Genomic DNA, 24,812 nt, shown 5'->3' on the forward strand with positions numbered 1-24,812 from the left:
TTTAGCGGCGTAGGCCGAGTTTTTCGATCAATGCGCTGTAACGTCTAACATCATTGTTTTTAAGGTATGCAAGCAGCTTACGGCGCTGACCTACCATCTTGAGCAAACCACGACGGGAATGATGATCTTTCTTGTGCTCCCGCAAATGTTGAGTCAAGTTAACGATGTTTTCAGTCAGGATAGCCACTTGAACTTCCGGGGAACCCGTGTCAGTTGCATGTGTCTTATGCGTCTCAATCAGTTCGTTTTTACGTACTTGTGTAATTGCCATCCTAATTCACCTCCTTCTTGATAATCGCCATTAGCCTCGAAGCCGTCGGTGAGATCGGACATCCAAGCTAAGGTTAAGTTTGTCCGTATGTCACACAAAATGTATGACTACTTACAACGTTGTATAGTATAACACATAAGGTGGACGAATGTCGAGGAACATAAATAAAGAATACCCAACATTCGTTTACACACGAATGGATGATACGATCAGTTAGTTGTAACCATGGATCGCCTTCGCTTGCTCAGAATCAGATCCAATCTGCTCAACAAGCTCGGCAATGGAATTGAATTTTTTCTCCGAACGGATAAACGATAGCAATTGCAAACGCATATGCTCACCGTATATATCGCTGTTGAAGTCAAACAAATGAGCCTCCATTACAGGTTTCAGCTCATCTTTATTAAAGGTTGGTTTTAAGCCATAGTTTAAAACACCAGGGTATGCGGTATCACCAATCCAAGCCATTACCGCATAAACGCCAAGCCTTGGCGCGATATATGGGGCATTAAATTGCAGGTTTGCTGTTGGGAACCCGATCGTACGACCTCTTTTGTCCCCATGAACAACGATCCCTTCAACTTCATATGGCCTGCCAAGCAATCGTTCTGCCAGTTCAAGATCACCTTGCTCAAGTGCTTCACGGATATAAGTACTGCTTACTTTTACCCCGTTCTCGATCAAAGGCTCAATGATATGAACAGAAATATCAGGCTCTGCCAGCTGCTTCAAAGTCTCTGCATTACCTGAGCCTTTATGGCCGAAGTTGAAATCAAAGCCTACAACGACCTGCTTAGCACGGAGTGTGCGCAGAACCTCATTGACGAAGCGCTCAGGTGATACTGAAGCAAACTCAAGATCAAACTTCATTATGAATACAAGATCTACGCCAAGCTCTGCAAATAACGCTGTCTTCGCATCAAAAGGCGTAAGGCAACGATAATATTGCTCACCTTGTCCGAGAACTTCTTTCGGATGAGGATCAAATGTCAAAACCGCTGATAGCATCTCGGATTCCTTCGCCGCATTTACAGCTTGGCGAATCACGTTCTGATGTCCACGATGAACCCCGTCAAAATGACCGATTGCTATGGAAAGCGGTTTGTCCAGCGACAACGTGGACAAACCGTTTAAAGGAAAACTTAATGGAATAATTTCCAACGCTGAAGCACCTGCATTTCCTATTAACTTTCTACAACGATAAGCTAAGCTGAAAACACTTTGATTGGCTTGAAAACATTTGCATTCAAATCAATCTGAAAAATACCTAGAAACGAGCTTTGATCATTATACAGACGTATAAGTTGTCCATCTAAAGTCAATGCTGCATGTTCGACTGAATGGCTGAGACTAACTTTCTGTCCTTGCAGTGCAAGTTTCCCAAACGATTCTGGAATCGTCACACGATCCAAATGTGTAATGGCTTCATCGGCGGAAATGATATGTCCGCTTAATTCACCGGATTGCTGCAATTGCTCGATTTGCTCAAGCGTCAAGCAGCTTTCCTTTGTAATGCCGCCTGACATCGTTCGCGTCAAATGGGCCATCGTAGCAGGAACACCTAGTGCTTTGCCGATGTCCACACATAACGTGCGAATGTATGTACCTTTTGAACAAACGACAGAAAACGAAATCTGAGGCTGATCAAGATCGAGCTGAGTATCAATGAGATCTATTTGATGAATCGTTACTTTTCTCGATTTCCGCTCAACGGTCTTTCCTTCTCTAGCTAACTCGTACAATCGCTTGCCATCAACTTTGACAGCGGAATACATGGGAGGTACTTGATCGATCTCGCCTAAAAACTGCGACAGTGCATGGCGAACATCCTCTTCTGTAACCGATATTGGCGATTGCCGCGCAATAACTGTACCCGTTATGTCCTCTGTATCTGTTGCAATTCCAAGCTGCAATACGGCTTCATATGACTTAGGCCGCTCTTGCACATATTCGACTACTCTCGTTGCACGCCCAAGACATAGCGGCAATACACCCGTAACCATAGGATCAAGCGTTCCTGTATGACCAATTCGCTTCATCTTTAGCACTCGGCGTACTTTTGCAACCACATCATGAGAAGTCCAGCCTTCAGGCTTCCAAACTGCCAAAATGCCGTCCATCGCTTAAATCAACGCCTTTCTGACTGCTTCCACTAGCTCTTCAATCGAGGTCGTTAAAGAACCTTCAATCCGGCATCCTGCTGCACGCACATGACCGCCACCACCGAATGCTTGCGCAATTGCGGCTACATTGGCTTTGCCTGCTGAACGCATGCTTGCTTTGACTGCACCGTCTTCCGTTTCTTTAAATAGAATGCCGACTTCAACTCCATCCACATTAAGCGCATAATTCACGATTCCTTCTAGATCTTCAGGAACAGCACCTGTATTGCGCAAATCATCTTTGCCAATATAGACCCAGCCGATCTCTAAGTTATCCGTAAATGTGAGGCGATTGAGTGCGAGCTGGAGAAGCTTGAGCTTAGCCATAGTCATTTTCTCTAGAAGATGATCAGCGAGCTCATTGCCGGACACGCCTAAAGCGAGCAAATGCGAAGCAATCTCCATGACACGCGGACTCGTGTTGGAATAACGAAACCCGCCTGTATCGGTCAATAAACCGGTGTAGATTGCTGTTGCACAATTCACATCTAAGGCGATTTCTGCTCTCTCGATTAAATCATACAATATTTCAACAGTAGCCGCAGCTTCTGCTCGTATAACATTTACGGTGCCAAATCCATTGTTGGTTGGATGATGATCGATATTAAGCAGCTTTGCATCTGGTGCAAAGCTGCTCGCTACCTCTCCAATACGTTTGAAATCCGCACAATCGACCGAAATAATGGCATCAAATGTTTGCTGATTTACATCGCGCTTGTAATTGAGAATGGAATCAAATTGATGCAAAAAACGAAGTCTGGACGGCAGCTCGCTTTCATTAATCAGTACTGCCGTCTTCCCAAGTTTCTCAAGCATCCAGCCTACGACAACAGTAGAACTAATAGCGTCACCGTCAGGCTGTACATGTGATACGACCAAAAAATGATCGTAAGTTTTCATTAACGCCAGCGCTTCATCTAGCTGCATCGAATAGCTGCTTTGATTTATCATCGAGCTGAATTCCCATTGTTGATGTTTTCAAGCAATGCCTCGATGCGGCTGCCATATTCAATACTGCTGTCAAACTTGAACAGCAATACGGGTGTATGGCGAAGGCGCATGCGCTTGCCAAGCTCTGTGCGAATAAATCCTGTTCCGCTCGCTAGTGCCTTAAGCGTCGCTTCCTTCTGCTCTTCGCTGCCAAGCACGCTTAAATACACTTTTGCTTGTGAGAGATCACTTGATGTTTCAACACCTGTTACAGTAATGAATCCGATTCTAGGATCTTTCAACTCTGTTTGTATAATTTGGCTCAGCTCTTTTTTAATCTGTTCGCCGACCCGCCCTACTCGGATTTTTGCCATGCTTTACTCACCTCTCTACTGATTCCATGACAAACGCTTCGATAATATCGCCTTCACGAACATCGTTGAAACGATCAAGCGTGATACCGCACTCATAACCTGCTGCAACTTCTTTAGCATCGTCTTTGAAACGTTTTAGGGATTCAATTTTGCCTGTGAAGACAACGATACCGCCACGAACCAAACGTGCTTCAGCGTTACGGGAAATTTTACCGTCAGTAATCATACAACCTGCAATTGCGCCAACTTTAGTCACTTTAAATACGTTACGAACTTCAGCGTGGCCAATAACAACCTCTTTGTAGATTGGATCAAGCATGCCTTTCATTGCTTGCTCAATCTCATCGATTACGTTGTAGATAACGCGGTGCATACGAACGTCAACCTTTTCTTGTGCAATCGTTGCTTCTGCTTGTGGATCAGGACGAACGTTAAATCCGATTACGATAGCATTGGAAGCTGACGCCAAAATGATATCCGATTCTGTAATCGCGCCAACACCGCTGTGGATGATTTTTACGCGAACGCCTTCGATTTCAATTTTTGCGAGCGAGCCTTTAAGTGCTTCGGAAGAACCTTGAACGTCGGATTTGATAATAACGTTCAGATCTTTAATTTCACCATCTTTGATATGGTTATACAGATCATCAAGCGTTACGCGTGTATTCGCACCCATATCCGATTGACGCTGTTTAATGGAACGACGATCAGCAATATCACGGGCTTTGCGCTCATCTTCAAATACCATGAACGGATCTCCAGCTAATGGAACTTCTGTTAGACCAGTAATTTCAACTGGTGTAGAAGGACCTGCTTCTTTTAAGCGACGGCCTTTATCATTAACCATTGCTCTAATACGGCCGAAGCAGTTACCTGCAACAAAAGCATCTCCAATTTTCAAAGTACCGTGTTGAACGAGAATACGTGCAACTGGACCTTTACCTTTATCAAGCTCAGCTTCGATAACAGTAGCGCGAGCGCGTTTGTTCGGGTTAGCTTTGTAGTCATTCATCTCAGCTACGAGCAAAATCATTTCAAGAAGGCCTTCAAGACCAATTCTTTGTTTAGCGGAAACTTCGACGAAAATGGTGTCGCCGCCCCACTCTTCCGGAACGAGTTCATATTCAGTCATTTCTTGTTTGATTTTCTCTGTATTCGCTTCTGGTTTATCGATTTTGTTAACCGCTACGATAATAGGAACGCCAGCTGCTTTTGCATGGTTGATGGCTTCAACCGTTTGCGGCATGATGCCGTCATCAGCTGCTACTACGATGATCGTAATGTCCGTAACCTGCGCACCGCGTGCACGCATAAGCGTAAACGCTTCGTGACCAGGCGTATCGAGGAACGTAATTTTTTTATGGTTAATTTCAACTTGGTAAGCACCGATGTGCTGTGTAATTCCGCCGGCTTCTCCGCCTGTAACATTCGTTTTGCGAATGGCATCAAGCAAAGTTGTTTTACCGTGGTCAACGTGACCCATAATGGTAACAACCGGTGGACGTGACACCAAATTTTCATCTTCGTCTGTTTCTTCTACGGTTTCGAAGGAATCTTCCTCAACAGGAATTTTCACTTCAACCTCTACCCCGTAGTCTGTTGCGATCAAATGAATCGCATCCATATCGATTTCTTGGTTGATCGTAGCCATTACGCCAAGGAAAATCAGTTTTTTAATAACTTCTGATGCATCCTTATGCAGCAATTTTGCCAATTCGCCAACAGTCATTGTACCGCGTACAATAATTTTCTTTGGCGTATTGTCAATTTTCTCGCGTGGCGGTTGTTGTTGGAACTTGCCGCCGCGACCTTTTTGACCACCACGGCCATTGTTGCCTCTGAAGCCGCCTGGTTTGCCGTCTTCAAATCTTTTTTGGCCAGGTCTTGCGTTTCTGTTGTCGTTACCGCGCGCTTGACCTTGTGCTGGCTTAGAGTCGAAACGACTTTGGCCTGATGGTGCTGGACGGCTGCTTGCGTCTGAACGCGGAGCGCTTGGACGGCTGCCAGTATTGCTTTGTCCGCCTTGTGAAGGACGGCTTTGTCCAGATGATGCTGGACGACTGCTTTGACCGCCTTGACCTTGTGATGGACGGCTTGAACCCGCGTTAGAACCCGCTGGGCGATTACCTTGTCCGCCTTGTCCTTGGCTTGGACGGCTCGAATTAGAACTGCCTTGTGATGGACGGTTGCTGCTTGATTGTGATGCTGGACGACTTGTTTGTTGTCCTGCTGGTCTTTGTTCTGACTGCTGTTGGGTTGTTTGTGGTTTCGTATTAATAGAATTCATAGGCCCCTGTCTGTCTTGATTCGTATTTTTATTTTCTTGTACTGGCTGCGGCTTCTTCTCCTGCTGTTGTGGCTGCTGCGATTGCGGCTTGTTGGCAGTAGGTTGAGCGGAAGAAACCGTTACATTTGTTGTTTCTTGCGCGCGCTTTGCAGCGGCATTTTGTTTAATATTGCGGAAAAAACCTTCAACCTTATTTACCATTTCGTTTTCCATGACACTCATATGGTTATTGACTGGCAAATCAAGTCTTTTTAGGATCGTTATGATTTCTTTGCTGCTCATATTAAGTGACTTGGCATACTCGTAAACGCGCAGCTTATCTTTATTGTCCTTGCTGTCTTGTTTATTGTCCAATATGATCCACCTCCGTATTATGGCTCAGATGACTCGCAATCATTTTTCCGAATTGCGCATCGGTTACCGCTATTACAACCCGTTCTGGCTTACCAATCGCCTTTCCTAGTTGCTCACGGTCGAATGCTTCGGCGAGTTGTATTCCGTAGGTGTTGCATTTGTCACGAAACTTTTTTTTCGTATTGTCTGAAGCATCTCCTGCAAGGATAACGAGATGCACTTGTTTATTTCTTACAGCTTTGAGGACAATTTCATCGCCTGTAATCAGCTTTCCGGCACGCATTGCCATGCCAAGCTGTGATAAGCTCTTATTCTGCTTCATCGCTTATCAGCTCCTTACCAGCAATAAACTGTTCCTCTACCGCTATAAAATCCTGCTCAAGTTGATCGTAAATGTGTTCACCAACATGCTGCTTCAGTGCTCGATCAAGCGCCTTGGATTTCTTCGCTAATTTAAAGCAACTGACTTTACCGCATAAATATGCACCGCGGCCAGCTTGTTTGCCTTTCAGGTCAATCTGCACCTCTTCGGCCGGTGTCCGCACAATCCGAATGAGCTCCTTCTTCGGCATCATGTCCTGACAAGCGACGCATTTGCGAAGCGGTACTTTTCTCGGTCTCATTGTACACCCCTCCTCTGCCAGCTGAATTGACGCGTATCTGTTGAAAAATTCAGATTAGTCGATGGATACTGAATCCTGATGCATGACCGTAGTCATTGATTTCGGACGTCCATACTCCTGCTCTGCCTGCGTTTCGCTCTTAATATCGATTTTCCAGCCAGTCAGCTTGGCAGCAAGCCTTGCATTCTGACCTTTAATACCGATCGCAAGCGATAGTTGGTAATCCGGCACGATTACTCTGGCCATCTTCTCTTGTTCGAATACGATAACCTCTAGCACCTTTGATGGGCTAAGAGCATTCGCAACATATTCATCCACGCTTTCAGACCAACGAACGATATCGATTTTTTCACCTTTAAGCTCGTTTACGATCGTCTGAACGCGCAGTCCTTTTTGGCCAACACATGAACCGACTGGATCAACCTCGGAGTTACGGGAATGAACCGCAATCTTTGAACGGAAGCCAGCTTCACGAGCAACCGAACGAATTTCTACTACTCCGTCATAGATCTCAGGCACTTCAAGCTCGAACAAACGTTTTAAAAGGCCAGGATGCGTGCGGGATAAAATGATTTGAGGACCTTTAGTCGTGTTCTCAACTTTCGTGATATACGACTTCACGCGGTCACCATGCTTAAACTTATCAGTTGGCATAAGCTCAGTCAAAGGCAATACAGCCTCAACCTTGCCTAGATCCACAAATAAATTGCGAACATCCTGACGTTGAACGATACCGTTAACGATATCTTCCTCTTTATCGATAAAAGCATTATAAATCAGTCCGCGCTCAGCCTCACGAATACGCTGAGTAACAACCTGCTTCGCTGTTTGAGCAGCGATACGTCCGAAATCACGCGGCGTAACTTCAATATCCGCAATATCGTCAAGCTGATAATGAGGATTGATTTCTCTTGAAGCCTCCACTGTAATTTCCAGACGCGGATCTAGTACTTCATCAACAACAGTCTTGCGGGCGTATACTTTGATAACACCAGTATGACGGTTAATATCGACGCGTACATTTTGAGCGGTATTAAAATTTCTTTTGTAGCTGGAGATAAGAGCAGCCTCAATGGCTTCAAGGAGCACATCCTTGGTAATCCCTTTGTCTCTTTCTATTTCTTGTAGTGCTTCAATAAAATCCATACTCATTGGACTGGATTTCCCCCTTTCAATATAGAAACGAATATTTAGAACACGATTGCGAGTCTGGCGCCAGCCACCTTATCGTAAGGAATGGTATATTCCTTTTTGGCTGTACGAACGACTGCATTTTCTCCATCAAATGCAAGTAGCAGCCCCTCAAATTCTTTAGCGCCGCTAATCGGTTCATATGTCGTTATGTAAACGTGCTTACCGATTGCTTTACGTACTTCATCTTCATTCCGAAGCGGTCTTTCTGCTCCTGGGGAAGATACTTCCAAGAAATAAACATCTGTAATTGGATCGTTTTTGTCCAATTGCTCACTTATGAATTCGCTGATACGACCGCAGTCATCGATGTCGATGCCGCCTTCTTTATCTACGAAAATACGAAGGAAATAATTGCTTCCTTCTTTTACATACTCAATATCAACCAGTTCAAATCCATTGCTGCTGAGGTATGGTGAAACCATTTCCTGGACAGCGGCTTTGATTTTGGATGTACTCAAATTCAGTTGACCTCCTGTTTATACGCACTATGCCATTTTGCCATTAACAAAACGTAAAGAGTGGGTTTCCCCACTCTTCTGCATCAAAGTCTTTATAATCATCATTGCCAGAAAAATTATAACATAACCGCACTATAGTGACAAGAAATCTTTTCTATTCAAGCCGCTTCTAGAACAGTGAAAGCTGATTAGATTCAGGCAATCCACGGAAGCAGCCCATGTTTCCAAGAACCTCAATAATCGTTTTTGTCGCCTTTGATTTCATTTGGAAATCCTCGATTGACAAGTACTCGCCATCGTCTCTTGAGGCTGCGATATTACGTGCGGCGTTATCGCCAATTCCCGCAATGGCAGCAAATGGCGGAATAAGGGAATCCCCATCTACAAGAAACTTCGTCGCGTCAGAACGATACAGATCGATCGGCTTAAAGGAGAAGCCGCGCGCCGTCATCTCAAGTGACATTTCCAGCTGCGACACCATGTTTTTCTCTTTAGGGAGCGCATTAAATCCTTTGGCTTCAATCTCGATCAGCTTACGCAAGATCGCATCATATCCTTGGCAAAGCAGCTCCAAATCAAAATCGTCCGATCTTACTGTAAAGTAAGTAGCGTAATACTCTATTGGATGATAAAGCTTGAAATAGGCGGTGCGAACTGCCGAAATTACGTAGGCCGCGGCATGTGCTTTCGGGAACATATACTCGATGCGCAGGCAAGAATCAATGTACCACTGAGGCACCTTGCATCGCTTCATCTCTTCGATCCACTCTGGCGTCAAGCCTTTACCTTTACGTACACTTTCCGTAATTTTAAATGCAAGTCCAGCGTCCATTCCAGCTTTATAAATCAAGAACAACATGATATCATCCCGGCAACCAATTACCGTCTTGATGTTGCAAGTGCCGTTCTTGATCAGCTCTTGTGCATTTCCTAGCCAAACTCCCGTGCCATGAGACAATCCGGAAATTTGCAGCAAATCGGCAAACGAAGAAGGCTGCGTCTCTTGAAGCATTTGACGAACGAACTTCGTTCCCATTTCCGGCACTCCGTAAGTGGCTACCGAAGAGCGAATTTGCTCGCCTGGCACGTTAAGTGCTTTGGTCGAGTTGAACATGCTCATGACTTTAGGATCATTCATCGGTATTGACGTTGGATCAACGCCGGTCAAATCCTGCAGCATCCGCATCATTGTCGGATCATCGTGCCCCAGAATATCGAGCTTAAGCAAGTTTTCATCAAACGCGTGATAGTCAAAATGAGTTGTCTTCCATTCCGCATTCACATCGTCTGCTGGAAATTGAACAGGTGTTATATCTTCAACATCGATATAATCGGGAACAACGACGATACCGCCTGGATGCTGTCCCGTGCTTCGTTTTACACCCGTACAGCCACTAGCAAGTCTGGCAAGTTCAGCACCGCGCCATTTCTTGCCATGCTCTTCCTCATACTTCTTAGTGAAACCATAGGCCGTTTTCTCTGCAACCGTACCAATCGTTCCTGCACGGAACACACACTTCTCGCTAAACAATATTTTTGTATAGTTATGAGCAATCGGTTGATAGTCTCCGGAGAAGTTCAAATCGATATCGGGAACTTTATCGCCTTTGAAGCCAAGGAAGGTTTCGAACGGAATATCCTGTCCTTCACCCTTCATCGGCTTCTCGCATTTCGGACATAATTTGTCCGGTAAATCGAAGCCGCTCGGAATACTTCCGTCCAAAAACCATTCGCTATGCTTGCAATCCGAGTTTTTGCACAAGTAATGAGCAGGCAGCGGATTAACCTCTGAAATACCCAGGAATGTGGCAACGACCGAGGAACCAACCGATCCCCGTGAGCCGACCAAATATCCATCTGCGTTCGATTTCTTAACAAGCTTCTCCGAGATCAAGTAGTTGGCAGAAAACTTAAATTTGATAATAGGAATAAGTTCTTTCTCCAGCCTGTCGATAACGACCTGAGGAAGATCTTCCCCATACATCGACTTCGCTGTGTCATAACAAGTGTTGCGAATTTCCTCGTCGGCACCCTCAATAATTGGAGCAAATAGTCCAGTAGGGAACATATCATACGGCTCAAATCGATCAGCAAGCTCAACTGTATTCGTAATGACGACCTCACGAGCTCTTGCTTCCCCTAAAAATGCAAATTCCTCCAGCATTTCTTCCGTTGTACGGAAATGAGCATCTGGCTTGCGAATACTCTTAAGCGGGCTAAAACCAGTGATCCCATGAATCGTTATGTCACGATACATTTTGTCGCGCGGATTCAAGTAATGAACGTTTCCTGTAGCAATAACCGGCTTGCCCAGCTCATCCCCGATTTGGCAAATCCGGCGATGCGCCTGCTCAATCTCAGCTCGGCTGCCTACTAGCCCCTTCTCAACTAAGTGCATGTAGAAATCAATTGGCTGGATTTCAAGCACATCATAGAAACGTGCAACCTCCAGCGCTTCCTCATACGACTTATTCAGAACGGTTTCGAAAAACTCACCTTTCTCACAGCCAGAAATAACGAGCAAGCCTTCACGGTGTGCAACAAGCTTCGTTTTTGGTATCGTAGCTACCCGTTTGAAATGTTCAGTATGTGAGATGGAAATAAGCTTGAATAAATTTTTCTTCCCAACAGCATTAAGTGCATAAATATTGCTGTGGAAAGGCCGAGAATTAGATAAATCAATGCCTACATAGTCATTTAGCTGATGTAGATTCGTAATATTTCGCTCAGCTGCATCTGCAATCAAGCCATACAACACGCCGCCAAGAGCAAGGGAATCGTCTACAGCGCGGTGATGGTTGTCGAGACTAACCTTATATTTATCTGCTAACGTATTCAAACGATGATTTTTGAGCGTTGGAAAAATAAATCGTGCGAGTTCCAGCGTATCGAGCACTGGATTTTTCACTTCCGGCATGCCGAAAGCTTTGCAGTTGGCTTGAATAAAGCCAATATCAAATCTTGCATTGTGGGCGACAAGAACATCATCACCAATGAATTCAATAAATTCTCTAAGCTTAGGCTCAATATCCGGCTGCCCTTTTACCATATCATCATTGATGTTAGTCAACTGCGTAATGTGGTAAGGAATTTTTTCATGCGGATCAATAAGGGTAGAGAAACGATCAATCTCTTTGCCATCACGCATTTTAACGCCGGCAAGCTCAATAATTTTGTTATTAATAACGGAAAGGCCCGTTGTCTCTATATCGAAAACAATATAAGTTGCTGTCGCAAGCGGTTCAGGTCTTGATTCCAGCACCATTGGCACTGCGTCGTTCACGATGTTCGCTTCAACACCAAAAAGCACTTTTATGCCGTGTTTTTTGGCTGACTTATTCGCATCCGGATAACATTGAACATTGCTATGGTCCGTTACTGCAATCGCCTTATGTCCCCATTTGGCAGCCGTCTTTACATAGACATCTACCGGAGTTACCGCATCCATAGCGCTCATGGTTGTATGGAGATGAAATTCGACTCGCTTTTCCTCCGCTTTATCCATACGCTCAGCAGGTGTTCTGACCTCATGCAAATCATTCGGCATCATCACAAGCTCCGGTTCTTGCATGAAGCGATCATATTCTATGCGCCCGCGAGCTTTGACCCACTTGCCATTGGCAAGCTGGTTCAATATTTTCACATCGTCCTTCGTCTTCGCAAACATCTTCATCGCGATAGAGTCGGAGAAGTCAGTTACATTGAACGTAAACAATGTGCTTCCGTTACGAAGCTCTTTCACTTCGAGGCCGAATACCGCGCCTTGTACTGTAATTTTTTTCTCTTCTTCGATGATATTCATCAATGGAACCGGCTCTTCCCGAATATCATAACCAACCGCCAGCTTGATTTCACTCTCATCGACGAGCTCAGACTCGGATTGCGCGCTCGCCATCAGCTCCTGCACATATTCCCGTTCTTCCTGCACCATACGAAGAGAGAATTCATCCAAAATTTCTTGCCTGGATTCGCTGACGATCATTTTCACTTTGCATGCGCGCTGGAAATTTTCATTAAAGAAACGAATAATTTCATCATCCAATCGTTTCTTCCGAGCGAGATCCAATCCCGTATTGTCAAGGAGAGATAGAGTTAGCAAGTCTCCTTCAACCGTGATCGAAGATTTCTGCAGCCATCCATTTACGGAAGCGATCTCGCGCTGTGCCCACTCCATGAACAAACCCCAGTATTGCAGCACAATGGATTCAGTCTCTACAACAGGATCATAAATCAGCAAGAAACTGACTGCAGCGATAGACTCAAACTTCATTCTAGCCGCCTGGCATAGCCCATTATAGGCCTGTAAAGGCACCATGGACGTTTTGCGGATGCAAAACGTCCATTCTTGATTGCTGTTGCTAACGATAACTTGATCTATATATCCATCTTGAAAATAGGTTTGTATAAGTTCTTGCGGCAGCTGAATATGCTGTAAAAGCATTTCAAAACTCTGCCGTTTTTTTGCGGTTTGGCTCATAAAATACCACTCCTTAAGATCCGAACCGAACTAGCTTCAGTCCTTAATAAGCTCTTGCAAATACAACAGTATGTTTGGATGGATCTCCACATACGAGACATGTTTCTTTGTGCGATTCAGGGGCAAATGGAATATTCCGGCTTGTCGCTCCAGTTTCTTCCTTGACCTGCTTCTCGCAAGCAGCTGAGCCGCACCAGCCAGCTTCTACGAAGCCGCGCTGTTCTTCCAAAAAGCTTTTCATTTCATCAAGCGTTTCAACCGAACGAGAGTTGTCAATACGGAACTGCTTCGCACGATTAAACATTTCTTGATGCGTTTCTTCAAGCATAGTTTCTATTTCTGCTAGAAGATTAGCTTGCTGTACAATACGCTTCTCTCCAGTAACTCTGGAAACAAGCACAACTTGTCCATTTTCCATATCACGCGGTCCAAGTTCAAGGCGTAGTGGAACACCGCGCATCTCATATTCGTTGAACTTCCAGCCTGGGCTCACGTCAGCACGATCGTCCACGCGTACGCGAATACCGGCTTTCTTAAGCTCTGCATAAAGCTCATCCACACGGCCAACAACCTGCTCGCGCATTTTTGCAGGGCCAATTGGAATCATAACCACTTGTGTTGGAGCAACTTTTGGAGGCAGCACCAGACCACGATCATCGCCGTGAACCATAATAAGGGCGCCGATTAGTCTTGTGCTCACGCCCCAAGAAGTTGTATGAGCGAATTGCAATGTATTCTCACGATCAAGGAATTTAATATCAAAAGCAACTGCAAACTTCGTACCCAAATAATGCGATGTTCCGGCTTGAACAGCCTTCCCGTCCTTCATCATCGCTTCGATCGAATACGTATCAACCGCACCAGCGAACCGCTCAGAAGGCGTTTTTTCACCTTTGATTACAGGGATAGCAAGGAATTCTTCAACGAACTGCGTGTAAACATCAAGCATCTGCATCGTCTCTTGACGCGCTTCCTCTTCTGTTTCATGCGCAGTATGGCCTTCTTGCCACAAAAACTCACTCGTACGAAGGAATGGCATTGTGCGCTTCTCCCAGCGAACGACGTTTGCCCATTGGTTAATGAGCAGCGGAAGATCGCGGTACGATTGAATCCATTTGGAATACATGTGTCCAAACATCGTTTCCGATGTTGGACGAATAGCAAGGCGTTCTTCGAGCTTCTCGCCAGCTGCTTCAGTTACCCAAGGCAGCTCGGGATTAAAGCCTTCAACATGCTCTTTTTCTTTCTGGAAAAAGCTCTCAGGAATAAAGAGCGGGAAATACGCATTGCGATGTCCCGTCTCCTTAAAGCGGCGATCAAGATCACGCTGAATATTTTCCCAAAGCTCATATCCCTCAGGACGGAATACGATACAGCCTCTTACAGGCGAATAATCCATAAGCTCGGCTTTTTTAATAACATCAATATACCATCTGGAGAAATCCTCGCTTTGAGGCGTGATTTCTGTAACAAACTGTTTATCCTTAGACATAAGCGACTATTTACTCCCCTTTTACCAATCGTAAAATATCATTATAAGTTACTACGAGCATTAATAACATGATGAGCGCGAAACCGACAAAATGTACCATGCTCTCACGGTTCGGATCAATCGGCCGGCGTCTAATCGCTTCAATTCCGAGGAATATGAGGCGGCTTCCATCAAGGGCAGGAATCGGCAGCAAATTAAATATTCCTAAATACAAGCTTAGCAGTGCTGTCCATGATGTTAACTGAGCAATGCCTTGCTGAGCAATCTGGCTCGTGACTTCTGCTGTTCGCACAGGTCCGCCAAGATCATCAAGCTTGAACTCTCCGAAAATAAGCTTCTTGAAGCCTTCAAAAATGCTTACTGTCATGTTTTTCATGAGCTTGCCTGCGCCTGTGAACGTTTCAGAGAAAGTAGCCGGACGTGTTGGCAATGCGGCACTGATCCCAACCTTGCCTACACCCTCTTTATTCGGTTCAGGTGTTATAACAACTTGCTGAGCTTTGCCGTCACGAATAATATCCATTTTAACAGGAACATTCGGTGATTTACCGATAATCGCGATCATTTTATCAAAATCAGCTCCGATTTTGATGCCGTTGACTGCATCGATGACATCGCCCTTTTTCAAATCTACTTTATCAGCTGGCATGCCTTCTGATATTTCATTAACAAGCAGCTTATCAGGCGACTCAACAGGAACACCTGCTAACTGAATGTAGGTAGCAAACAATACAAATGCAAGCACAAAGTTCATCATAGGGCCAGCAAAAATAGCAAGTGCACGCTGCGCTACTGTTTTGCTGCCAAATTGTCTGTCGAGCGGCGCGATTTGTGTTTCTTTGCCTTTTGTGATCATCAAAGCAGTAGGGTGTACCGAGAAAATCTCGTTTTCCCCTTCTACGTCAAGTGTAACAGATAGCTTGCGCTCAAGATCGATCGCCACGATTTCTCCGCGAATAACACCGCTGCGGTCATCAAGACGATCCAAATAAAGTCTAGTCACTTTATTGTCTTTCAGACGAACCGCGATCGTTTGACCGGGCTGGACATCAACAATTTCTGGATCTTCTCCCGCCATTCGAACGAAACCGCCGGCAGGTATTAATCGAAGCGTATATCTCGTCTCGCCACGTTTTACCGAAAAAAGCTTCGGCCCGAAGCCAATTGCGAATTCTCGCACCAATATGCCTGCGCGTTTTGCGAAATAGTAATGACCCCATTCATGGATCGTTACGATCACGAAAAAAACGAGTATGGTCAAGAAAACAACTTGAATCATGTGCATTAAGCTGAAGCCTCCTGTTCGTTACGGCCTGTACATAGATTATCATTATTCTCCCGTCCGATACAAGAGAACCGGAATTTAACCGATATTATACGGATTGGGCCAGCTGTCTTGCCCAAGCGTCCACTTCTGAGATCATCTGCAAATCATTGATATCAGCTGCTTCGTGCTTGCCAACGACCGTTTCCAATATCCGTTCAATGTCAAGAAACGTAATTTCACCCTTCAAAAACCGTGCCACCGCAACCTCGTTTGCAGCATTGTATACTGCAGGAGCTGATTGACCTAGCTTCCCGCACTCGAATGCCAGCCTTAGACATGGATATCTTTCAAAATCCATCTCGCGAAAATGCAGCTTTCCGATTTGTGCCAGGTTCAGCCTGCTTGTCGGGGTTACATTCCGTTCCGGATATGACAACGCATATTGAATCGGTACTCGCATATCCGGCATTCCAAGCTGCGCGATTATGCTGTGATCGGTAAACTCCACATAAGAATGAATGATGCTCTCCGGATGAATAATGACACCTATTTGATCGTATGTAACATCGAACAGCCATCTTGCCTCAATAACTTCCAGCCCTTTATTAACCATAGTCGCTGAATCAATCGTAATTTTTGCGCCCATCGACCAATTGGGATGATTTAGCGCTTCAGCTACTGTTACACCCTCAAGCTGTTCTCTTGTGCGATCACGAAAGGAGCCGCCGGAGGCTGTTAATGTAATTTGATTGATAGATTTGCGATCTTCGCCGTTTAAGCATTGAAAAATCGCCGAATGTTCACTGTCTATCGGCAAAATCGATACTCCGCGCTGTTTCGCACGTTCCATTACGATATGACCAGCCGTTACGAGTGTCTCTTTATTCGCCAAACCGATCATTTTCCCCGCATCAATCGCCGCCAATGTTGCCGGCAGCCCTCTGCTTCCCATAATTGCTGTCACAACGACATCAGCGTCCGTCCCAGCGGCTACTTCAACAAGTCCTTCTTCGCCATAGACAACCTTTGTTCCAGGCGGCATATGGGGACGAGCGGCTTCTGCGTCTGCTTTGGAAGCCAAGCTAACGAGCGAAGGTTTAAATTGTTTGGCTTGCTCTATAATCAAATCGACATTCGCACCAGCGGACAAGGCAACAACCTGATAACGATCAGGATCATGGGCAATAACGTCCAGCGTCTGTGTTCCGACTGAACCTGTCGAACCTAATATACTTATTTTTTTCACACAAAATCCTCCTGACTTATACAGGCAGCAGCCCAGTAAGCACTAACAGCGGAAATACGATTAGCCAGCTATCGCATCGGTCGAGCACTCCACCATGTCCTGGCAGAAGCGTACCTGTATCCTTTATATCTCTCACACGTTTATAAGCAGATTGAATCAAATCCCCAAACTGTCCAGCTACAGCGGCAATTAAACCGATTAGCAAAGCTTTTGGCAAATCAATAAAATCGGGCATCGTGAGTGCGAATACTGCCGATACGATTAAGGATAACAATACGCCGCCTAAGGCGCCTTCGATCGTTTTGTTCGGGCTGATTGAAGGCCATAGCTTCGTTTTCCCAATGGCTCGTCCAGTAAAATAAGCACCGATATCCGAAGCCCAAATACAGCCAAAGGACAAAAACGTCCACAATAGGCCATGCTCCTCAATTTGACGAGCTTCGCCCATTGCTGAAAAGCCGTAACCTACATATAAAGCGCCTAGCAACATAAGTGCGGCGCCATCAATTGTCGTTTTATTTTTGGTAATCACGGTTAGGGCAAGCAGCAAGAAGGCCAGCATCCAAACAATAGTCAGGAAAGATGGAATAACAATACCCCAATCAGACCATGGTAGCACAAACAGTAGCACACCCGCATATCCGAGCAAAGTTGACGGATGCGACCATGCTACACCATTCATTCGCGCATATTCAGTAAAACCAATAATAGCTAGCAATACGAGGAGAGTTGTATATAACCATCCGCCTGCTATTGTTAAACCTATGAAGCCTGCACCTGCTACAATTCCAGTAATCAATCGTTGTCTCAATGAAAAGTCACACTCCGTCGCTTGAAGCTACAATCCACCATATCGACGCGCGCGGCGCTGATACTCCAAAATCGCTTCTTGAAAATGCGCTTCCGTAAATTCAGGCCAATACACATCCGTAAACCACAATTCACTATAAGCAAGCTGCCACATCATAAAATTACTTAATCGCAATTCACCGCTTGTACGAATGAGCAAATCTGGATCAGGCAATCCACTTGTAAGCAAACGATCGGCCATTACTTTATCATCGATATCATCGATTGCAAGATTTCCTTGCTGAACCTCAGATGCGATGCTTTTCACAGCTTCAAGCATTTCCTTACGGCTTCCATAGTTTAAGGCAAAGTTTAGAACTAGCCCTGTATTGTTAGCGGTCTTTATAATGGCTTCTTCAACTGCACTGATCGTAAATGAAGGCAAATCCTCTTTATGTCCCATCATGCGAACCTGCACGTTGTTGGCTATCAATTCTTCTAATTCAATTTCAAGAAATTGCTGCGGAAGCTTCATAAGAAAATCCACTTCAGCTTTAGGTCTCTTCCAGTTTTCCGTTGAAAACGCATATAACGTCAAATATTTGACGCCTAACCGATCCGCTGCAATGGTAATACGTTTGACCGCTTTCATGCCGGAATGATGACCAGCCATACGTGGCAATCCACGATCTTTAGCCCAACGGCCGTTCCCATCCATTATAATTGCAACATGCTCAGGCACATTTTCTGAGGCCACAGAATCAGTCGGCTGTAAGGACGATTTGCCTAATTTGGCCCAAAGTCGCTCGATCATCTTACTTCCTCCCAACCGAAATCAAAACCAAACCCCACCTATCGGAGGGGCCCAGAGATTATTATACTTCCATAATTTCTTTTTCTTTGGCAACAAGCACTTTATCTACTTCAGCAATAAATTTATCAGTTGCCTTCTGAATATCCTCTTGGTGACCACGTGATTCATCTTCAGAAATTGTTGTTTTCTCAAGTTTTTTCACGCTGTCGTTAGCATCCCGACGAATATTGCGAATAGCTACCTTTGCTTCTTCGCCAAGCTTTTTCGAAGTTTTCACAAGCTCTGCCCGGCGCTCTTCTGTAAGCGGTGGGATAGAAAGACGAATCGATGCACCGTCATTGGAAGGTGTCAGTCCAAGATCCGATTTCATAATCGCTTTCTCGATTGCCGACATCGACGATTTGTCCCATGGTTGAATGAACAACGTACGAGAGTCTGGCGTACTGATGTTAGCAAGTTGATTGACAGGCGTCATTGCGCCGTAGTATTCCACTTGAATACGGTCAAGCAAAGATGAATTAGCTTTACCAGCGCGCAAAGACGACAAATCACGTTTTAGCGCGGAAATCGCTTTATCCATACGTTCTTCTGCGTTTTTTTTCAGCTCTTGTGGCATTATTTCGCACTTCCTCTCACTATCGTTCCGATTTTCTCACCCAGCACGACGCGTTTAATATTCCCTTTCTCTGTAATCGCAAATACGATAAGAGGAATATTATTATCCATGCAAAGTGAAGCTGCGGTTGAATCCATTACGCCTAGATTACGGTTAAGCATGTCGAGGTATGTAAGCTCCTCAAATTTCTCAGCTGTGCTATCTTTAAATGGATCAGCAGAATATACGCCATCCACTTTGTTTTTCGCCATTAATATTACTTCTGCTTCGATCTCAGCTGCGCGAAGCGCTGCTGTTGTATCTGTTGAGAAAAATGGATTACCAGTTCCTGCAGCAAAGATTACGACGCGTCCTTTTTCCAAATGACGGATAGCACGACGTCTGATGTACGGTTCAGCGATTTGTTGCATCGCGATCGATGTTTGTACGCGAGTAGGTACATCGATTTGTTCCAGTGCATCTTGAAGTGCAAGTGAATTCATAAGAGTAGCCAGCATTCCCATGTAATCAGCTGTTGCACGGTCTATGCCTTTTGCAGAACCTGCAATTCCACGCCAAATGTTGCCGCCTCCGACAACGATGGCCACTTCTATGCCAAGTGCTACGACTTCCTTCACCTGATCAGCAATTGAAGATATGACCGTCGCTTCAATGCCATAACCTTCCTGACCAGACAATGATTCACCGCTTACTTTCAAAACGATACGTTTATACACAGGATGCTCCAACGTTAATACCTCCATCATGCACCTCAGTAAATGAGGTCCTTCAAATATGTTCTAATCATACAAGCAGGCGGGGCGGACGCCCCGCCCCGCCTGTGCGTTCGGATTAATGTTTAACTTGAGCCATAACTTCTTCAACGAAATTGTCAACTTTTTTCTCTAGACCTTCACCAAGCTCATAACGAACGAAGCGACGGATGGAAATGTTTTCACCAATTTTGCTGATTTTTTCATTAAGCAATACGGAGATTGTTTTGTCTGGGTCTTTAATGAACGATTGCTCAAGAAGACAGAACTCTTCGTAGTATTTCGAGATACGGCCTTCAACCATTTTTTCAACGATTTTTTCAGGCTTGCCTTCGTTAAGTGCTTGAGCTTTCAAAATTTCGCGCTCTTTTTCAAGCTCTTCAGAAGAAACCTCGTCACGGCTAACGAATTTAGGGTTAGCTGCAGCGATTTGCATAGCTACGTCTCTTGCAAACTCACGGAATTGATCCGTTTTTGCAACGAAATCCGTTTCACAGTTTACTTCAACGATAACGCCGATACGGCCGCCTGCATGAATATACGATTCAACTACGCCTTCGGTTGCAATACGACCAGCTTTATTTGCTGCTGCCGCCAAACCTTTTTCACGAAGTACTGCAATTGCTTTTTCAACGTCATTGTTTGTTTCGTCCAAAGCTTTCTTGCAATCAAGCATTCCAGCTCCAGTTCTTTCACGAAGCTCTTTTACCGCGCTAGCACTAACTGCCATTGTAAGCCCTCCTATAGGTTTCACGAAGTCTATGTAGCTTCGAGAATCATTAATTGTTTTTTTTAGTGATTTACATTCAAAAAAAGGGCAGTGAGAGGTTTATCACCATCTGACCACCCTTTGTTGACTAATTAAAGCCTTTAAATTAAGCCGTTGTTTGTTCGCCTTGGTTAGCTTCAACGATTGCATCAGCCATTTTCGAAGTCAACAACTTAACGGCACGAATTGCATCATCGTTACCTGGGATTACGTAGTCAATTTCGTCTGGATCACAGTTCGTATCAACGATACCAACGATTGGGATACCAAGTTTGCGAGCTTCTGCAACAGCAATACGCTCTTTGCGTGGGTCGATAATGAACAACGCGCTTGGCAAACCTTTCATTCCTTTAATACCGCCAAGGAATTTTTCCAAACGGTCTTTTTCTTTGTTAAGGATGATAACTTCTTTCTTAGGTAGAACCTCGAAAGTGCCGTCTTCAGCCCATTTTTCAAGTTGTTTCAAACGATCAATACGTTTTTGAATCGTTTGGAAGTTAGTCAAAGTACCGCCCAACCAACGTTGGTTGATGTAGAAGTTGCCGCAACGCTCTGCTTCTTCTTTAACGGAATCTTGAGCTTGTTTTTTCGTACCTACGAACAGCATAGTGCCGCCGTCTGCAGCGATCGATTTAACAAAGTTGTACGCTTCGTCAACTTTTTTCACCGTTTTTTGCAAATCAATAATGTAAATCCCGTTTCTTTCTGTGAAGATATAACGATCCATCTTCGGGTTCCAACGACGAGTCTGATGACCGAAGTGTACCCCAGCTTCTAGTAGCTGTTTCATGGAAATAACCGCCATTTCTCCAACACCTCCTATAATGGTTTTTTTAGTGCTCCTCCGCTAGTCGCATCTTTCGCCAAAACTTCCGCCGGGCGGAAGCACCGTTTGACAAAATTGACCTGCGTGCGTTTTTAACACCGTGAATTAATATACCATAAATACACATCGCATGCAACAATCGTTTCAGAAAAGATAGGATAGCTATTTTTTGTTGGCAGTTAGAAGATTTACTTCTGAAGATGTTAAAGGCTCGCCGGTTACGATCCGAATGGCTTCTTCAACCGTTATCTCCTCATGAAACAAAAAATAACCGGCGCGAACCAGCTTCTTTGACTTTTTCATTTTTGATACAAAAGCGGTTTTATCTTTAATAATATTATTCGAAGCAAGCAGCTCTGCTGTATTCGTCAGACTAGAGCCTGCTTTAATTCTTATAACATGCTTGATCTCAGACTGTTCCTGAACAGGGACTGCCGTAGCCGTAGGCGCAGCTTTATCAGTCTTCGCCTCGCTTGTCTGCTCCTTAGCTTTGTCAGAATCAGCAGCAGGCTTAGTCTCCTGTCCCCCTGTGTTGTCCTTATTAAGCTGAAGCGAGTCTTGATTTGCCTTTAACAAAGCATCAACTTCTAGTTGAGTGTACAGCTTCTCATCTGACTCTTTTCCTAAGTCACTTAGCCTTTGCCTGCTTTGCTCGCCAGAGAGCATGAGCTGGAACAACAAAGCGCCAATGATGATACCTGCACCTAATCCCATAAGAAATACTCGACTTTTAAGCATGGACAGAATCCTCCTGCTTAGCAAGCTGTATAATAAGCTGTACCTCACCTTTGTTCATACCAAGCTTTTTGGATATCGCTTCAATCGATTTCCCTTGCTCATAAAGTGTAAACAGCTCTTTATATCTGTCCTGGATGGTGTTCATCCGAACTGTCTCTTCTATAATATGTTCAACAACAGACGCATCTTTAACAAGTTGTTCATTCGAATTTAATGAGACCGCTGGCAATGGGGTTTCCACTGGACGAATGTAGGCCGTGGACTCGGACATTTTCTTTTGCAACTGCTCTGTGAGCTGTTCGCATTTCCGCTCCAATTCTACAATACGCTGCTCCTTGCGATCCGCATCTAATTTCGATTCTTGCTGAGCAGTTCTAACGAGGAGCACGAGATCCTCATTATCCTTCTCCATGTTCTCCATAAACTGCTCCAGCGCGGTTTCCATGTTTTGCATCGATTGTGACGGTAGAGCTGTATCCTGCTTCTTACGAGGCATTACAAAGGCACCGACAATAACAACCGCTCCTAGTAATACGATATATTGCAAGTATGGCTGCATCGTTCATAGCCTGCCTTTCATATGATGCCTTCATTTTATAACTTAATATCAAGCCTATGGCCTTTGTACGGATGTGTAGGAGCCGCCTCCTGTTCATCAACATCCGAGGATAACTGTGTACGCTTACGTTTTGCCTGCTGATAAGCGTTACCTTGCTGACCTTCTTGATCACTGCGAATATGAAGTCCGTTTGATTGCTCGATCGCTGTGTTTTTCCCTCTTAGAAGCTCTGTTTGTTTGGCGGACTGATTGGCCAACGTATTTTGATCAGCTACAGGTTTATGCATCGCTTGTCCATGCATGCCGCTGAATTCTTGCGTTCGTGGTACAGACATCTGCAAATCAATGGATTTGAACGTCATATCTGCTCACCCCTTTGCGCCATTCATCAATTTCAACCGTTATTTGGTATAAGGAACTAAGACGATATCCCCTTCGGAATAACGGAAGGTCACCCGCTGTGCTGAATCCTTCACAAACTTTGTGTACCTGCCAATTACAATTTTTGTTCCGCCAAATACAATATTGCTGACATCGATCTTCGATCGATCTGTGTTCTCCAGCGTTTTCTCTATCTCAAGAATACGGCTTCTCGTCTCATCATTCTCAAGCACGGTCTGACGTTTTGTGGCGGTCAGCTTAACGCGCAATGCCAGCTTCTCAGGAGTTAATTTCCCTGTCACAGCTAATTGATCCAAAATAACAAGCGCTTTATCCGTTTTATCTAAATTATCCATGTTCTGCCTTAACCTCGTTCTTAGCTCGAGCAGCTCCGAACGATATTCAGGGTTTACGCCTACTTCAATGGTTGTGGCTGTGGACATCGAGTTGCCAATCGTTCGCGCGCTGACAAGGTCACCTGCTTGTACAAGTCCGCCTACGATCAATCCTTTAGCGCCAGAGCACACAACATTTTTTCCGGCTTTTACATGCGAATGCATGATGCTCTGAGATACCAGCACCTCTTCGCCCGCGATAACATTGCCTTCTTGTATAAATGAGCTCCGGACGTTTCGTCCAGCTTTTACAAAACCTTTGTTGCTTCCCAATATTCCGCCTGTAATTTCAACAGAGCCTTCTGATTCGATTTCTGCCCCTTCAACTCCGCCAATAACTCGGATATCGCCCGAAGCTTTAACCCTGAATCCGCTAAGAACATTGCCTCTGATGACTACTGTACCAACAAAATCAATATTGCCGACACTATAATCCACATCGCCGTTTACTTCGTAAACAGGAAACACATTAATTTTTTCTTTTTCAGTAAGCGAAATCAAGCCGTCAATTGCCGAATACATAGCCGTCTGCTCATTGTTCAAAACGACATTTTTGCCTACTTTAAATCTAACGTGCTTGCCGAGCCTAGGAGCAATTTCTTCTCCCGTTACCGTCCTGCCAACAGGACCTGCTGTAGGCTCGAATCGCTCAGCAATCAATTGACCACGCTTGACATTTTTCAGCTGAACAACTTCTTTAAAGTCAACCTTCCCATCTTCGAGCTCCGTTGGGGCGTTCACATTTTTATCCATATCATAAACTAGCTTCACATATCCGTCTTTACCAGGTGTAGGAGACTGCCCTTGCGCAACAAGTGTTTGTTCTTTGAAATATGCGAGAGGATTAGTGCCAATCTGACTCAGAACTTCTTTTCGAAGGCCAAAAACGATCCCCTTGCTATGCAAGAATCGTTCTAGCTCATCGCCGTTACATTCGAATTCGTCCGAAATCCTGCTAAAGGTTAAAAATGCAGACAAATTATCGGCAGATGTCTGTATGCGTAGGTATGATTCTAATTGAAGATTTTCCACGTAGCT

Annotated in this window: 24 protein-coding genes; all 24 read right to left on the minus strand. The window is 44.8% G+C overall.

Translation table 11 applies throughout. From position 1 onward, the window contains the following. Position 1: 1 nt before the first annotated feature. Entirely contained in the window at positions 2 to 271 is a 270-nt protein-coding gene (gene rpsO / locus AC1DM9_RS12950) for a 30S ribosomal protein S15 (RefSeq protein WP_053375765.1), read from the minus strand. 213 nt (positions 272 to 484) lie between these two features. Next, positions 485 to 1,432: a bifunctional riboflavin kinase/FAD synthetase gene (locus tag AC1DM9_RS12955; RefSeq protein ID WP_430054921.1), complete on the minus strand. Its 948-nt coding sequence runs from the start codon at positions 1,430 to 1,432 to the stop codon at positions 485 to 487. Positions 1,433 to 1,476: 44 nt separating this feature from the next. After that, positions 1,477 to 2,391, minus strand: a complete 915-nt coding sequence (truB, locus tag AC1DM9_RS12960; RefSeq protein WP_076269187.1) for a tRNA pseudouridine(55) synthase TruB — start codon at positions 2,389 to 2,391, stop codon at positions 1,477 to 1,479. 3 nt (positions 2,392 to 2,394) lie between these two features. Further along, positions 2,395 to 3,384: a DHH family phosphoesterase gene (locus AC1DM9_RS12965; protein WP_477580336.1), complete on the minus strand. Its 990-nt coding sequence runs from the start codon at positions 3,382 to 3,384 to the stop codon at positions 2,395 to 2,397. Continuing rightward, a complete protein-coding gene (gene rbfA, locus AC1DM9_RS12970) occupies positions 3,381 to 3,737 on the minus strand; it encodes a 30S ribosome-binding factor RbfA (protein WP_054028943.1) in 357 nt (118 codons plus the stop codon). The genes AC1DM9_RS12965 and rbfA overlap by 4 nt, the downstream gene beginning before the upstream one ends. Before the next feature lie 7 nt (positions 3,738 to 3,744). Next, complete coding sequence (gene infB / locus AC1DM9_RS12975) at positions 3,745 to 6,306, minus strand: translation initiation factor IF-2 (protein ID WP_477580564.1); 2,562 nt, start codon at positions 6,304 to 6,306, stop codon at positions 3,745 to 3,747. Between the two features lie 61 nt (positions 6,307 to 6,367). Beyond that, a complete protein-coding gene (locus AC1DM9_RS12980; protein WP_054028945.1) occupies positions 6,368 to 6,700 on the minus strand; it encodes a L7Ae/L30e/S12e/Gadd45 family ribosomal protein in 333 nt (110 codons plus the stop codon). After that, positions 6,687 to 7,001, minus strand: coding sequence for an RNase P modulator RnpM (gene rnpM, locus AC1DM9_RS12985; RefSeq protein ID WP_076269184.1), 315 nt, complete (start codon positions 6,999 to 7,001; stop codon positions 6,687 to 6,689). Before rnpM ends, AC1DM9_RS12980 begins: the two co-directional genes overlap by 14 nt. A gap of 54 nt (positions 7,002 to 7,055) precedes the next feature. Further along, the gene (gene nusA / locus AC1DM9_RS12990; protein ID WP_054028947.1) at positions 7,056 to 8,153 is read right to left on the minus strand and encodes a transcription termination factor NusA; all 1,098 of its coding nucleotides are present in this window, start codon (positions 8,151 to 8,153) and stop codon (positions 7,056 to 7,058) included. Positions 8,154 to 8,191: 38 nt separating this feature from the next. Continuing rightward, a complete protein-coding gene (gene rimP / locus AC1DM9_RS12995) occupies positions 8,192 to 8,653 on the minus strand; it encodes a ribosome maturation factor RimP (protein WP_076269183.1) in 462 nt (153 codons plus the stop codon). A gap of 169 nt (positions 8,654 to 8,822) precedes the next feature. After that, complete coding sequence (locus AC1DM9_RS13000; RefSeq protein WP_477550299.1) at positions 8,823 to 13,130, minus strand: PolC-type DNA polymerase III; 4,308 nt, start codon at positions 13,128 to 13,130, stop codon at positions 8,823 to 8,825. Between the two features lie 43 nt (positions 13,131 to 13,173). Then, on the minus strand, positions 13,174 to 14,622 hold the full coding sequence (proS, locus tag AC1DM9_RS13005; RefSeq protein ID WP_441881253.1) for a proline--tRNA ligase: 1,449 nt from the start codon (positions 14,620 to 14,622) through the stop codon (positions 13,174 to 13,176). 10 nt (positions 14,623 to 14,632) lie between these two features. Next, on the minus strand, positions 14,633 to 15,907 hold the full coding sequence (gene rseP / locus AC1DM9_RS13010; RefSeq protein ID WP_076269180.1) for an RIP metalloprotease RseP: 1,275 nt from the start codon (positions 15,905 to 15,907) through the stop codon (positions 14,633 to 14,635). A gap of 88 nt (positions 15,908 to 15,995) precedes the next feature. Beyond that, a complete protein-coding gene (locus AC1DM9_RS13015; RefSeq protein WP_477550298.1) occupies positions 15,996 to 17,135 on the minus strand; it encodes a 1-deoxy-D-xylulose-5-phosphate reductoisomerase in 1,140 nt (379 codons plus the stop codon). 16 nt (positions 17,136 to 17,151) lie between these two features. After that, positions 17,152 to 17,946, minus strand: coding sequence for a phosphatidate cytidylyltransferase (locus tag AC1DM9_RS13020; protein WP_430054928.1), 795 nt, complete (start codon positions 17,944 to 17,946; stop codon positions 17,152 to 17,154). A gap of 27 nt (positions 17,947 to 17,973) precedes the next feature. Then, the gene (locus tag AC1DM9_RS13025; protein WP_076269177.1) at positions 17,974 to 18,738 is read right to left on the minus strand and encodes an isoprenyl transferase; all 765 of its coding nucleotides are present in this window, start codon (positions 18,736 to 18,738) and stop codon (positions 17,974 to 17,976) included. Positions 18,739 to 18,799: 61 nt separating this feature from the next. Beyond that, the gene (frr, locus tag AC1DM9_RS13030; protein WP_339208952.1) at positions 18,800 to 19,354 is read right to left on the minus strand and encodes a ribosome recycling factor; all 555 of its coding nucleotides are present in this window, start codon (positions 19,352 to 19,354) and stop codon (positions 18,800 to 18,802) included. Then, the gene (gene pyrH / locus AC1DM9_RS13035) at positions 19,354 to 20,082 is read right to left on the minus strand and encodes a UMP kinase (protein WP_053377774.1); all 729 of its coding nucleotides are present in this window, start codon (positions 20,080 to 20,082) and stop codon (positions 19,354 to 19,356) included. The genes frr and pyrH overlap by 1 nt, the downstream gene beginning before the upstream one ends. A 103-nt stretch (positions 20,083 to 20,185) precedes the next feature. Continuing rightward, a complete protein-coding gene (gene tsf / locus AC1DM9_RS13040; RefSeq protein WP_339208950.1) occupies positions 20,186 to 20,860 on the minus strand; it encodes a translation elongation factor Ts in 675 nt (224 codons plus the stop codon). Between the two features lie 121 nt (positions 20,861 to 20,981). Beyond that, the gene (gene rpsB / locus AC1DM9_RS13045; RefSeq protein ID WP_054028957.1) at positions 20,982 to 21,680 is read right to left on the minus strand and encodes a 30S ribosomal protein S2; all 699 of its coding nucleotides are present in this window, start codon (positions 21,678 to 21,680) and stop codon (positions 20,982 to 20,984) included. Between the two features lie 183 nt (positions 21,681 to 21,863). Continuing rightward, a complete protein-coding gene (locus AC1DM9_RS13050; RefSeq protein WP_477511413.1) occupies positions 21,864 to 22,439 on the minus strand; it encodes a hypothetical protein in 576 nt (191 codons plus the stop codon). Beyond that, positions 22,432 to 22,998: a DUF6115 domain-containing protein gene (locus AC1DM9_RS13055; RefSeq protein WP_441881262.1), complete on the minus strand. Its 567-nt coding sequence runs from the start codon at positions 22,996 to 22,998 to the stop codon at positions 22,432 to 22,434. Before AC1DM9_RS13055 ends, AC1DM9_RS13050 begins: the two co-directional genes overlap by 8 nt. A 35-nt stretch (positions 22,999 to 23,033) precedes the next feature. Then, positions 23,034 to 23,360, minus strand: a complete 327-nt coding sequence (locus tag AC1DM9_RS13060; RefSeq protein ID WP_076269172.1) for a hypothetical protein — start codon at positions 23,358 to 23,360, stop codon at positions 23,034 to 23,036. A 39-nt stretch (positions 23,361 to 23,399) separates the two neighbouring features. Beyond that, complete coding sequence (locus AC1DM9_RS13065; protein ID WP_076269171.1) at positions 23,400 to 24,806, minus strand: DUF342 domain-containing protein; 1,407 nt, start codon at positions 24,804 to 24,806, stop codon at positions 23,400 to 23,402. Positions 24,807 to 24,812 lie beyond the last annotated feature (6 nt).

Source organism: Paenibacillus sp. 01T431, assembly GCF_056398625.1.

Excerpts from the sequence above, each read along its gene's own strand:
- rpsO (WP_053375765.1), bottom strand. The coding sequence starts at position 271 with ATGGCAATTACACAAGTACGTAAAAACGAACTGATTGAGACGCATAAG.
- truB (WP_076269187.1), bottom strand. The coding sequence starts at position 2,391 with ATGGACGGCATTTTGGCAGTTTGGAAGCCTGAAGGCTGGACTTCTCAT.
- AC1DM9_RS12965 (WP_477580336.1), bottom strand. The coding sequence starts at position 3,384 with ATGATAAATCAAAGCAGCTATTCGATGCAGCTAGATGAAGCGCTGGCG.
- rbfA (WP_054028943.1), bottom strand. The coding sequence starts at position 3,737 with ATGGCAAAAATCCGAGTAGGGCGGGTCGGCGAACAGATTAAAAAAGAG.
- infB (WP_477580564.1), bottom strand. The coding sequence starts at position 6,306 with ATGAGCAGCAAAGAAATCATAACGATCCTAAAAAGACTTGATTTGCCA.
- AC1DM9_RS12980 (WP_054028945.1), bottom strand. The coding sequence starts at position 6,700 with ATGAAGCAGAATAAGAGCTTATCACAGCTTGGCATGGCAATGCGTGCC.
- rnpM (WP_076269184.1), bottom strand. The coding sequence starts at position 7,001 with ATGAGACCGAGAAAAGTACCGCTTCGCAAATGCGTCGCTTGTCAGGAC.
- nusA (WP_054028947.1), bottom strand. The coding sequence starts at position 8,153 with ATGAGTATGGATTTTATTGAAGCACTACAAGAAATAGAAAGAGACAAA.
- AC1DM9_RS13000 (WP_477550299.1), bottom strand. The coding sequence starts at position 13,130 with ATGAGCCAAACCGCAAAAAAACGGCAGAGTTTTGAAATGCTTTTACAG.
- proS (WP_441881253.1), bottom strand. The coding sequence starts at position 14,622 with ATGTCTAAGGATAAACAGTTTGTTACAGAAATCACGCCTCAAAGCGAG.
- rseP (WP_076269180.1), bottom strand. The coding sequence starts at position 15,907 with ATGCACATGATTCAAGTTGTTTTCTTGACCATACTCGTTTTTTTCGTG.
- AC1DM9_RS13025 (WP_076269177.1), bottom strand. The coding sequence starts at position 18,738 with ATGATCGAGCGACTTTGGGCCAAATTAGGCAAATCGTCCTTACAGCCG.
- frr (WP_339208952.1), bottom strand. The coding sequence starts at position 19,354 with ATGCCACAAGAGCTGAAAAAAAACGCAGAAGAACGTATGGATAAAGCG.
- rpsB (WP_054028957.1), bottom strand. The coding sequence starts at position 21,680 with ATGGCGGTTATTTCCATGAAACAGCTACTAGAAGCTGGGGTACACTTC.
- AC1DM9_RS13050 (WP_477511413.1), bottom strand. The coding sequence starts at position 22,439 with ATGCTTAAAAGTCGAGTATTTCTTATGGGATTAGGTGCAGGTATCATC.
- AC1DM9_RS13055 (WP_441881262.1), bottom strand. The coding sequence starts at position 22,998 with ATGCAGCCATACTTGCAATATATCGTATTACTAGGAGCGGTTGTTATT.
- AC1DM9_RS13060 (WP_076269172.1), bottom strand. The coding sequence starts at position 23,360 with ATGACGTTCAAATCCATTGATTTGCAGATGTCTGTACCACGAACGCAA.